Origin of the sequence: Candidatus Cloacimonas acidaminovorans str. Evry (assembly GCF_000146065.2) — a bacterium.
GTDB classification, from domain to species: domain Bacteria; phylum Cloacimonadota; class Cloacimonadia; order Cloacimonadales; family Cloacimonadaceae; genus Cloacimonas; species Cloacimonas acidaminivorans.
The window spans coordinates 2,159,099-2,171,628 of sequence record NC_020449.1; the positions used below are offsets into that span (position 1 = coordinate 2,159,099).

Consider the following 12,530-nt stretch of genomic DNA (forward strand, 5'->3'; position numbering starts at 1 on the left):
TCAGGAATTATTTCCGTTGTTCAATTCCAAAGGCAGGGGTTTAATGCCCCAAATGTCATCGGCATATTCTTTGATCGCTCTGTCGCTGGAAAATTTTCCCACGCGTGCTACATTCAGAATTGCCTTAGTTATCCACTCTTCCCGGTTCAAATAGAACTCATCAACTTTATTGGAGGTCTCTACGAAAGCGCGGAAATCAGCCATATTCAAATAGCTATCCCCATCTTCCATCAGTGCTTTCCAGATAGGTAAAAAGAGGTCTTTTTCGCCTTCCTCAAAAGTGCCATCAATTAAAGAATCCACAACTCTTTTCAGTTCAGGGTCGCTTTCATAATAACTGCGAGGATTGTAACCGCTTTGATTAAGCTCTTTCACCTCCTCTGCAGTCAAGCCAAAAATGAACATATTTTCCGCTCCAATCTCTTCAGCCATTTCAATATTGGCACCATCCAAAGTTCCTAAAGTTAAAGCTCCGTTTAAGGCAAATTTCATATTTCCCGTTCCACTGGCTTCATAACCGGCAGTAGAAATTTGAATAGAGAGGTCTGCAGCAGGAATAATCCTTTCGGCTAAAGAAACGCAATAATTAGGCAAAAAGACGACTTTTAAACGGTCTTTGATGTCCGGGTCTTTATTTACCACTTCTCCAATGTTGTTTATCAATTTAATCAAACGCTTTGCCAGAAAGTATCCTGGTGCTGCTTTTCCGGCAAAAATAACCGTTCTGGGCACAAAATTACCATTGGGATTATCTTTAATGCGAAAATAACGGGCAATTGTGCCCATCACATTCAATAATTGGCGTTTATATTCATGCAGGCGTTTTATTTGAGCATCAAAAAGGGAATTTACCTGCACGCGTATACCTGTTTCGCGATAAATGTATCTGCTTAAATGGCTTTTGTTTATATCTTTCACTTCGGCAAAAGAAGTGCGAAAATCAGGGTCATTTATATATTTTTCAATACCGCGAATTTCCTCCAGATTGGTGATCCAACCACTACCTATATATTCGGAAATTAAGCTTGCCAATTGCGGATTACAGGTATGCAACCAAAGACGCGGTGTGATGCCATTGGTCTTATTTTGAAACTTTCCCGGGTATAATTCAGCCAAATCGGGAAAAATTCTTTCACAGAGGATTTTGGTATGTAATTTGGCAACTCCATTCACAGTATGCGAACTATGAATTGCCAGTTGCGCCATTCTGATAGCTTTTCCGTTGGTTTCTTCAATAATGGAAAGATTACGCATTTTGGCTAAATCGCCAGGATACAAACGCATCACTTCTTCCATAACTACATTATTTATTTGATAAATAAGCATCAGATGCCGTGGCAGTAATTCTTCAAAAAGAGCAATACCCCATTTTTCCAGCGCTTCAGGCAAAATAGTATGATTGGTATAAGAAAAACAGCGCTTGGTGATTTCCCAGGCATTTTCAAAACTCATTCGTTCTTCATCAATCAAAATTCGCAACATTTCCGGAATAGCAAGAGCCGGATGCGTATCATTCAACTGAATGGCAATTTTATCCGCAAAGTTATTAAAACTATGGTGATAGCGTTTCCAATGCGCAAAAATATCCTGCAAAGTGGCAGAAACAAAGAAATATTCCTGCTGTAAACGCAACATCCTGCCCAAATGAACATTATCATTCGGATAGAGAACTTTGCTGATGTTTTCGGAAATGGTTTTCTTCTCCACTGCCTTTACATAATCGCCATTATTGAAATATTCCAAATCAAATTCAGCAGTGCTGGTTGCCTGCCACAAACGTAAATTATTCACATTATCCACTTGATAACCAGGAACAGGAATATCCCAGGCAACTGCCAGAACATCTTCCGTATCAATCCAATGGTGTTCAATTCTGCCATCGGGAAGGGTCTCGCTGATAACCTTGCCCCCAAAACGCACACGGTAAGTTAGTTCCGGACGATTGATTTCCCAGGGACAACCATTTTTACGCCAATTATCAGGTTCTTCCACTTGATAACCCTGAACAATCTGCTGCTTGAAAATGCCATAATCATAACGAATACCATATCCATAAGCAGGATATGCCTGGGTGGCTAAAGAATCCATAAAACAGGCAGCTAAACGTCCTAAACCACCATTCCCCAATCCCATATCCGGTTCCAGTTCAATAATATCTTCCAAAGAAATACCCATTTCCTTCAACATATCGTAAACTTCGTTATACACATCCAGATTGATTAAACTATTGGTAAGCATTCTCCCCAGCAAAAATTCCAGCGAAAGATAATAGACCTTCTTCACATCCTGCTTACGATATTCATATTGAGTGCGCAACCATCTTTCTATCAGCAGGTCTCGTAAACTGAGAGCTAACGCATAATAAATATCCCAGGGCTTAACTGTTGTTATATCTTTTATTAATGAATATTCCAGATGATTCAGAAATAAGGACTTCAGTTCGCTCTCACATTCTTCTGCCTTGTCCGTAAAAAAGATGGAGCGATAGTCATTCTTTTGTATATAATCTTCTTTCATTCATTGCACCTTCTCTGTTCTTATGAACACTTTTCCAACTGGGGAAAAGGGAATTGTTGTCAAGTAAAAAATGAGGAATTTACATTAGGGCACTGAAAATAACCAAAACACTGAGAAAAATGAAGAAAGCAAATATAATTTATAATAATACAGATTTTAGGTCTTATAGCCATTATTTTGTCCCTTTCATACAGTTGATATCACTTGTTTATGTTTATACTACCATTCTCAAAAGCCGACAAGGCACACGAAAAATTAATTCAGAAGCAAAATAATGAAATAAGCAGAATATCCCTTCCATTACCTAATTGGAAATGAAGTGTCAAATTGAGTTTGACACCTAAAATATGATGACTTTAACTGAAATTTTGCCTTATTTTACTCTTCATTCCTAATACATTATTTTATCTATCATTTGAATAATTATAGCAGGTTCAAAATCAAATGTTGCTTCTTTATCTATGCCAAATTCTGTCACAATTATATGCTTAAAACCCTTTATTCCCTTTTGCTCTAAGATTTTTTGCACACACGCAATCGGACACCCGTCAATCACTAAATCCTGATTACCTTCCTGTTGAATTGTATTTTGTACTTCAAATTCACCAGCTGCAACTCCGGATGTACAACCCATTTTATATTGATTCTTCAGATGCAATGTCTTCGCAAGCTCAAAAGAAATGACACCTACATTACTGGCTCCACTACATGCGTAAACTTTGTTTGTTGCTAAATTAGTTGCACACTTGCTATTTTCTTCTCCTGTATTACAATTACAGGAACAGCTACAAGTATTTTCATTTGTCATTTTTCACCTCTTATTTTGATCTAATATTTAATTTGGGACAAACAATTATAAAAGTTCAGCACACAGGGACATAGCAGATTATACCAGACCTGATTATTCACTTTGTGACTACATATTAGTTTAGCATTTTTTAGAACAGCTAAATGCCTGGAAACGGTTGAGATATCCGTTCCGATCTGTTTCTGCAATTCACATACGCAATATTCCTTTTCAGCAAGTAAATCCAGAATAAATAATCGTGTCGGATGTGCCATCGCTTTCATTATTGTGCTCATATATTGATACTTAGGATCATTTTTCATATATTCATTTTCCTTTAATTTTCAATTTGGCAAAATAGGCAAATTTGTCAAGGAAAACGATGGTAAGGATAATATAAGATACATTATAAGACCGTTGAACAATAAGGGATGAGGACATAACTGTGATAATTTCTGACTAAGCGGAAGAAATATTCAAAAAAAGGAAATATTTTTATCTGATATTTACTTTTTGCCTTTTCCAAACCCTCTTTTTCGCTTTGTAAAAAAATCTCGGTGCTCTCGGTGAAAAAAAACCAGCGGAATGTAATTTCATAACCTCAGCTTATAATTATGATCATCAAACATAATGATTGACAAACATAATGATTAAAAAAGTATAGTCCCGAATACAAAATAATGAGGTTTATTATGGAATTCTTAAACAGACACACTGAAATGTCTATACTTAAGGAAGAGTTAGCGAAAAAGGAAAGCCGGTTAGTTATGCTTTATGGACGTCGTCGGGTCGGAAAAAGTGCTCTTTTACAGAACTTAGATATAAAGGACAGGATTTATTACCTGGCAGATATCAATGCTGCAGAGGTTCAGCGAGCTTTTTTTGCTGCTGAACTGACAAAGTTTATTCCCGGTTTTAATTCTGTTCAATATCCGGATTGGTTCACTTTTTTCCAGCAGGCAAACCGGCAATTGACAAAGAAAATAACCCTTATAATAGATGAATTTCCTTATCTGGTGAAAAGTTCTCCCGAATTACCCAGCGTTCTGCAAAAGATAATTGACCTCAAACAGAATTCTATGTTTCATATAATTCTTTGTGGCAGTTCGCAACAGATGATGCAAGGTGCGGTTCTGGAAAAAGGTTCTCCTCTTTTTGGCAGAGCCCAGAGGATTATCAAACTCCAACCCTTGGAGTGTTACTGGTTGCAACAAGCTTTAAATGTTACTCCTGTTCAGGCAATAGAAGAATATTCTGTCTGGGGAGGAATTCCACGCTATTGGGAAATAAGAAATGAATTTCAAAGTATGTGGGAAGCAATCAGAGAGGCAATTCTTGATCCTTACGGTATACTCTATGAAGAACCCTTCCATTTATTTATGGATGATCTTAGTGGGGCTGTGCAGCCTATAAGTATTGCTTCTTTAATCGGAATGGGCTGCAATAAGCTTTCTGAAATAGCTGGCAGATTGAATAAACCAGCTACTAATCTAACCAGAGCTATACAAGTTCTGATTGACACCGGTTATATCAAAAGGGATATCTGCTGGGGTGAGAATTATAAGAACAGTAAAAAGACCTTATACCGTCTGGATGATCCTCTAACCAGATTCTTTTTTACTTTTGTAGTTCCCAACAAGTCCAAATTGAACAGCAGACAAATAGCAATCGTGGAAAAGGAAATTAAAAACCGTTGGCAGGTTTATGTTTCTGAGACCTGGGAAGAACTATGTAGACAACGCATAGTAAAACTTACAATTAATAACACAAGTTTCCTTCCGGCACAGCGTTGGTGGCAACAAACAAAAACCGGAAGCCAAACGGAAATAGATATCATTGCTGAATCTGTAGATAAAAAGGATTTGCTTGTTGGTGAAGCAAAATGGCAGAAAAAAATAAAACCGGAAACCATATTAAGGGAACTGGAACAGAAAATTACTGCTCTACCTCTTAAAAAAGAATATCAACATATCTACCGTTTAGTAATGCTTCCGGAACTTGAATTTGCAGTACAGGGAGATATTGTTTTTGCAGGAGCAGATTTTGTGTGTGGTAAGTAGTGAGATGGTGAACGGTGAATAGTGAAAGGTTAAAGGTTAATCCTGAATAAGCAACACAGATAAATTAAAATTATCATAAAATCTCTGTGTTTTCGTTGTATAAATACAATCTCTTTCTCTCTTTGTAAAATAAATCTCTTTTCCTCTTTGTAAAAAATCTCGTTCCCTCGGTGTTAATAATAATCAGCAGCATCTGAACAAAAATAAAAGAACATATTATTTTACTTGACGCCATACCCTTCTTCAAATATTAAACACTTTATGAGTAATTAATATATCTTATTATAAGTTAGGAACTAAGTTTTCTCAAGGAGGAAATATGAGAAAGACATTGTTTTTGATTCTACTAACCCTTTCCTTTATAGGAGGGTTATTCGCTCAGGTAAATATTCAAAGTGGCCAGAATGTAACCCAAAACTTTGATGTCTTGGGAACTTCAGCTGCTGCAACCATACCTACCGGTTGGAAAGCTGATAAAAATACAACCGTTAGAAGTGTGGGAACTTATTCTGCTGCTGGTACTGTCACCGAACGAATCGCAGGGAATAATATGAGTTCATCTGCTACAAACGGTATCTATAACTATGGTGCAGGAGATGCAGCTACTGCTACCGATAGAGCAATTGGTTTTATATCTTCCGGTACTGCTACCAAAAGTGGCAATGTCTATGTTCAGTTAACCAATAACGGCAGCACTAATATCAATTCTTTTACTATAAGTTATAATGTAGAAAAATACCGGATGGGAACTAATACAGCCGGTTTTTCTTATCAGATGTATTATTCTGCTGATGGAACAACCTGGACTACTGCCGGTAGTTCATTTTTAACCTCTTTCCCAGCTGATGCTACAACCGGTGGCTATGATTCAGCTCCAGGGGCAACAGTTCCAGTAACTGCCACTTTATCTTACTCTCTTTCGGCAGGAAGCTCTTTGTATCTTGCCTGGAACTATTCCGTAACAAGTGGTTCAACTACTTCCAACGCTCAGGGCTTGGGAATTGATGATGTAAGCATTACTGCTGAAGGTGCACCTACACCGGTTATTGTAGTTAATGGCACTTTAACTCCTTTTTCTACTTATACAGGTACTCCTTCCACAGCTCAGAGTTACACTTTGAGCGGTCAAAATTTAACCGGAAATATCACGGTTGCTGCTCCTACAGGTTTTGCTCTTTCTACTGATGGAACAACCTATACCGGCAATTTATCTTTACCTGCCACTTTTAACGGTTCGGTATATGTACGCTTAACCGGAGCTGCAGCAGGAAATTTTTCCGGCAATATTGTGCATTCCAGTACCGGAGCAACGAATGTAAATCTTGCTGTGGAAGGAACTGTTACCAATCCTACACCGACAATTAATATTACAGCTAACTTAAGCACTTTCAGTACTCAATTAGGAACTCCTTCTGCTGCCCAAAGTTATACAGTAACCGGATTATTTTTAACTGCCGGAATAAGTGTTACTGCACCTGAAGGTTTTGCCCTTTCTACAGATAATACTACCTTTTCCAACACTCTTACCTTAGCCAGTAATTTCAGCGGATTGGTTTATGTGCGTTTAACAGGAGCCACAGCAGGAACTTTTTCCGGCAATATAGTCCATTCCAGCACCGGAGCAGAAACCCAGAATTTGGCTGTAAGTGGATTAGTTATTGATCCTAATGCAGCAACAACTTTCCTGGAGGAAGAATTTATTTATCCCGCTGGCGATCTTTTAACAGATCACGGATGGTTTGCTCATAGTGGAGCAGGAAACCATCCTGTAATTGTAGCTGATGAAGGTCTTATTTATCCTGGTTATTATGCTTATCAGGGTTTAGCCGCTCAAACAGTTTTCTCGGGTTCGGCGGAAGATGTTAAAAAGACCTTTGGTGATCAGACCTCTGGCACTTTTTATGTCTCCTTTTTGGTTAATGCTTCAGAGGTAAAAACCACCGCTGATTATTTCTTCCACTTTTTACCCAGTTCGTCTTCATCAACTGACTTTAAGGGCAAAGTATTTGTGCAAAAAGATACTTCCAATAACCTGAGATTCGGTATAACCAAAGCAGCAAATGCTATTTCAGAATCTGCAGCTACTACTTACAGCTATAGTTTAAATACAACCTATTTGATTGTGGTTAAATATGTAATTGTTTCAGGTGCTACCAATGATGAGGTCTATATGTGGGTTAATCCTGTTATCGGAGAAACTGAACCTGCACCTCAACTTACGGCCGATGATTTAACAGGAACAGATATAGGAGCAATTGGAGCAGTGGCTATTCGTCAAGGAACTAATGGTCCTATAGCCAGAATTGATGGCATCCGAGTAACCAATAACTGGGCTAAACTTTGGGAAGGGTCTCCTATGGAAACTCCAGTTATTCATACCAGCACACCCGAGCTTGATCCTTTGGAAAGCATTGTAAATCTTCCCTCAGACGAAACCAGAGATTATACTTTATGGGGAACTAATATCGTAGGTGGAATAACTGTTACAGCCCCCAACGGCTTTCAGGTTTCTACTTCTCAAATAGAGGGATGGGCTTCCAGTATAACTGTTCCCGCCGATTTTCACTCGCAAATTTATGTGCGGATGCTGGCAAACGCCATCGGTGAATATGAGGGCTATATTGTTCATACCAGTGGAGGTGCTGAAGCTGTAAATGTTAGAGTAACAGGGGAAGCTCTTCCAACACCTGTAACCTGGAATATTACTGCCAATTTAACTCCTTTTTCTTCTGAAGCAGGAACTCCTTCTGCAGTTCAATCATATACTTTAAGTGCTCCGGGAGCAATTGATCCTATTCAAATAACTACTTCCTATCCTTTTGAATTAAGTTCTACGGGAACAGGTAACTGGGGAATAAGTTTAACCCTGAGCAATACTTTTAGCGGAAATGTTTATGTACGGATGAATGCTACAGGTTCTGGAACATTCAACGGAATAATCTACCATAACACTACTTATGCTAATGAATATCAACTTCCCGTTAGCGGAACTGCCACATCTCAACCCGGAATGGCAAGTGATTTGTTTTTCTCTGAATATATAGAAGGCAGCAGCAGTAATAAAGCTATTGAAATTTTCAACGGCACCGGTGGACCAGTGGACTTGAGCAATTATTGGGTGTGCCTGTTTGCTAATGGTGCTATAACACCTTCAAATCCTATACATTTAACCGGAACTCTCGCTCACCTGGATGTTTATGTAATTGCCAATGCTTCTGCAAATGCCACTATTTTGGGATTGGCAGATACAACTTCTACCGTTTCTTTTTATAATGGAGACGATGCTCTTTTGCTTTATAAAAAAGTGGGAACGGACTCCACCAGAATAGATGTTATCGGCACTATTGGCACAGATCCCGGAACGGCATGGAATGTAGCAGGAGTTACAAATGCTACTGCTGAACATACCTTAATCCGTAAACCCACCATTACTCAAGGCAATTTGGATTGGGCTATCAGTGCTGGAACTAATGCCGATGATAGTGAATGGATTGTTTATGCCCAGGATTATACTGATAATCTGGGAATGCATACCTTTGGCAATGTTGTAGTTATGCCTGTTTTCAATCCTCCTGCGGGTGCTTACGCTACTCCAATAAATGTAACTATCAGCACAACCACTCCTGGAGCTGTAATTCACTATACTACTGATGGTTCTGAGCCCACAGAAGCATCTCCTGTTTACAGCGCTCCAATTCCTGTCAGTTCAGATACTACTATCAAAGCTAAGGGTTATGCCACCGGTTATTCGCCCTCTGCAATTGCTACTGCTTTTTATGATTTCCCGGAAAATGTATCTACTATAGCACAATTGAGAGCCGGAACTTTAGGAAGTGCCTATCGCCTTACGGGTGAAGCAGTTCTTACTTTCCAGCAGGCAAATCGTAATCAAAAATATGTTCAGGATGCTACAGCCGCTATCGTTATTGATGATCCCAACAGCAAAATAACCACTACTTATAACCTCTACGATGGAATTACCGGAATAGCGGGAACTTTATCTGCTTATTCTGGATTACTACAATTTGTTCCTATTGCCGATCCGGGAGCTGCCACCTCTCATAATAATACAATTGTTCCTGTAACGAGAACTTTGGCAACTATCACATCTGCCGATCAGGCAAAACTGCTTAAGATATATAGTGTAACTTTAACACCCAATGCTGATGGTGTTTTTGCTGCAACAGCAGAAAATATCAATGCCAGTGATGCTTCCGGAACGGGTGTTATGAGAACTTTCCCCAATGCCGATTATGCCGGAACCGCTATTCCAACAGACCCTGTGGATATCGTCTGTCTGGGAGGTCAATATAATGACACGATGCAATTCAGTCCGCGTTTTCTAGCAGATATAACTCCCGCTGCTGGAATCTTGGAAGCCCCGATTGTTAATATTTCTCAAGTAGCTGGAATGATAAACCTTAGCTGGAATCAGGTTCCTGGAGCTACTAACTACAGAATTGAATCTGCTGATGATCCTTATGGCACCTGGTCTACCGTAACTACAACTCCCAATTTATTCTATAGTGGCGCGGCTGTTTCCAAAAAATTCTATCGGGTGATAGCAACTAACTAAACAAGAAACCCTATTCTTAATAAAATAAAGAGGTGGAGATTTTTTCTCCACCTTCTTTCTTCTGCAGATTTCCCTTGACTTTATATCAACATTTGGATAGTTTATCTTATAAGAACTAAACACAAGTGGAGGTATAAAATGTTTTTAACCGGAACACAACTTAAAGAGGTCTTCCTCAAAGCTAAAAAACAGCGTTTTGGTATCATCGCATCCAATGTTGTTTTTGACACTCAGGTAAGAGCTCTCATTCAAGGTTACGCGGCTGTCAATTCTGATGGCTTAATGCAAATGAGTACTGGTGCCTGTAAATATGCAGCAGGCACTTCTCAGGATTTGCATATAGGGGCAAAAATGATTTCCGCAATGGTAAAAATCTTTTCTGCTCAGTTTCCCAAATGTGGAATTGGATTGCATATTGACCATGCCACACCTAACTATTTTGATTTTATTAAGTTCTGTATTGAAAACGACCTTGTTTCCTCTGTAATGATTGATGCCTCGGCAGAAAAACTGGAGGATAATATTCGGATTACTAAAGAGGTTGTGGAGTTGGCACATAAATATAACATTTTAGTAGAAGGTGAAATCGGTCATATCAAAGGTGCCGAAGATGAAATTGTTTCCGAAGATGAGCTCTATACCAAACCCGAAGAGGCATTGGAATTTGTAATAAAAACCAATGTAGACCTTTTTGCTGCTTCCGTAGGTACCAATCATGGCGTTACTAAAGGTGAAAATGTAGTTCTGCATTTGGATTTAATTAAGGAAATTGATGACCTGCTGATTAAAAATGGAGTGGAAAGAGGACTGGTTTTACATGGAGCTTCCGGATTAACTGATTGGCAACAACAAACAGCTATTGCCAATGGTGTGGTGAAAATCAATAAAGATACTCATTACCAGATGGATATGGCTTCTGCTATTCAAGAATATTGGGAAAAGGAAAAATATGCCATTGTTTGCCCACCTGATGTTGACCCTGCTGCCTATATACCTAATAAAAGCAAGTTTGACCCTCGTAAATGGTTAATCAAAGGGGAAGAGAAAATGCAGAATACGGTTATGGAATTCTGCAAAATGTCCGGTAGTGCCAATAACAGTATTTTGCTATAGCTGATATGGTTAAAATAAGCAATAAATGGAACTCTGATTCCATTCTCTGTCTATTTCAGGGTGATTGTTTGGAACTACTGGATTCCATACCGGATGCCGCTATTCAGTTAGTAGTTACTTCACCTCCCTATAATATAGGCAAAAAATATGAAAAACGCCAACCCTTAGATGAATATATTGACTGGCAGAAAAAGGTTATTACAGAATGCTGTAGAGTTCTAAAAAAAAGTGGAAGTATCTGTTGGCAGGTAGGAAATTATATTGAAAACGGAGAAATTATCCCTCTGGATATTTTACTTTATCCTGTTTTTGCTGAATCGGGCTTAAAACTAAGAAATAGAATAATCTGGCATTTCGGGCATGGTTTACATTCTTCCAAAAGGTTTTCAGGACGCTATGAAGTAATTCTCTGGTTTACCAAAAGTGATGAATATATCTTCAATTTAGACCCAGTCCGAATTCCCCAGAAGTATCCTAATAAGAAATATTTTAAGGGAGATAAAAAGGGAGAATTATCCTGCAATCCTTTAGGCAAAAATCCTTCCGATGTATGGAATATTCCCAATGTGAAAGCTAATCATATTGAAAAAACAATTCACCCTGCCCAATTTCCTGTAGAATTAGTAGAACGCTTAATCTTATCTATGACCAATGAAAATGACTGGACTTTAGACCCTTTTATGGGAACAGGAACAACGCAAATTGCTTCGCTTATTCATAACCGGAAAAGCTGTGGAGCGGAACTTCTTGATGAATATTATGAAATTGCCCTGCAAAGAATTAATAGTGCCATTTCCGGCGAATTGAAAATACGCCCTATGAATAGACCGATCTTTGATCCTGAACATCCTAATTCCTTCAAACCTATTACGGTAAATTTAAGCAAAATAAAAGAAGAACAGTCAGAACTTGATCTGGTTTGGAGTAATGAAAAGTGAATATTGTCTATGAATACTCACATCTTGGCGGTTTGGAAATATTGTTAGTAAGATATCCTAAAATTATAGAAGAAGTATTAACCATTATAAAGGATATTAAACCTCACAAAACCAAGATTAGTAAAGAAAAAACAATGAGTGGCAAAGCGCTTTTTTCTCCTAAAGATATAAATAAACAATTCAAAGACAAATTTCAATTATTAGGTTATAAAGAACTGAGAGATACTTTTAGTATAGAATTACCAAATTACGAACCGAAAATAACCGGTTGTTATAAACAAATTGACTTCTGTTTAGGGAAAGTTCTTGTGGAAGTGCAATTGGGAAAATACCCTTTTATGTTTTACGACCTTGCCAAATTTCAATACTTTTTTAATGAAAACAAAGCGGATGTAGGAATAGAAATAGTTCCCTGTTACCAATTACACAAGTCAATGTCCACAGGTGTTTCTTATGGCGAACAATTGATTAACGATATTGAAAGGTTGAAAAGGCACTTTCCGTCAGTTCCGGTAGCAATCTATCTAATAGATATATAA

Annotated in this window: 8 protein-coding genes; 5 read left to right on the forward strand and 3 right to left on the reverse strand. The window is 38.3% G+C overall.

Annotation, left to right across the window (positions count from 1 at the left end; genetic code table 11):
* The 3 genes from CLOAM_RS08620 to CLOAM_RS08630 all read right to left on the reverse strand — a co-directional run bounded on the left by CLOAM_RS08620 (position 1) and on the right by CLOAM_RS08630 (position 3,627).
* A complete protein-coding gene (locus tag CLOAM_RS08620; protein WP_015425519.1) occupies positions 1–2,517 on the reverse strand; it encodes a glycogen/starch/alpha-glucan phosphorylase in 2,517 nt (838 codons plus the stop codon).
* 391 nt (positions 2,518–2,908) lie between these two features.
* On the reverse strand, positions 2,909–3,325 hold the full coding sequence (locus CLOAM_RS08625) for a putative zinc-binding protein (RefSeq protein ID WP_044279122.1): 417 nt from the start codon (positions 3,323–3,325) through the stop codon (positions 2,909–2,911).
* A gap of 20 nt (positions 3,326–3,345) precedes the next feature.
* Entirely contained in the window at positions 3,346–3,627 is a 282-nt protein-coding gene (locus CLOAM_RS08630) for an ArsR/SmtB family transcription factor (protein WP_015425521.1), read from the reverse strand.
* Positions 3,628–3,996: 369 nt separating this feature from the next.
* Between CLOAM_RS08630 and CLOAM_RS08635 the strand changes: the two genes are divergently transcribed.
* The 5 genes from CLOAM_RS08635 (at position 3,997) to CLOAM_RS08655 (ending at position 12,530) form a co-directional block, all read left to right on the forward strand.
* Positions 3,997–5,364 (forward strand): ATP-binding protein, encoded by a 1,368-nt coding sequence (locus tag CLOAM_RS08635; RefSeq protein ID WP_071818984.1) that lies wholly within the window; start codon positions 3,997–3,999, stop codon positions 5,362–5,364.
* Between the two features lie 319 nt (positions 5,365–5,683).
* Positions 5,684–9,940 (forward strand): chitobiase/beta-hexosaminidase C-terminal domain-containing protein, encoded by a 4,257-nt coding sequence (locus CLOAM_RS09085; RefSeq protein ID WP_015425523.1) that lies wholly within the window; start codon positions 5,684–5,686, stop codon positions 9,938–9,940.
* A 138-nt stretch (positions 9,941–10,078) separates the two neighbouring features.
* Positions 10,079–11,053 (forward strand): class II fructose-bisphosphate aldolase, encoded by a 975-nt coding sequence (locus CLOAM_RS08645; RefSeq protein WP_015425524.1) that lies wholly within the window; start codon positions 10,079–10,081, stop codon positions 11,051–11,053.
* 5 nt (positions 11,054–11,058) lie between these two features.
* A complete protein-coding gene (locus CLOAM_RS08650; protein WP_015425525.1) occupies positions 11,059–11,991 on the forward strand; it encodes a DNA-methyltransferase in 933 nt (310 codons plus the stop codon).
* Positions 11,988–12,530, forward strand: a complete 543-nt coding sequence (locus CLOAM_RS08655) for a BglII/BstYI family type II restriction endonuclease (RefSeq protein WP_015425526.1) — start codon at positions 11,988–11,990, stop codon at positions 12,528–12,530. The genes CLOAM_RS08650 and CLOAM_RS08655 overlap by 4 nt, the downstream gene beginning before the upstream one ends.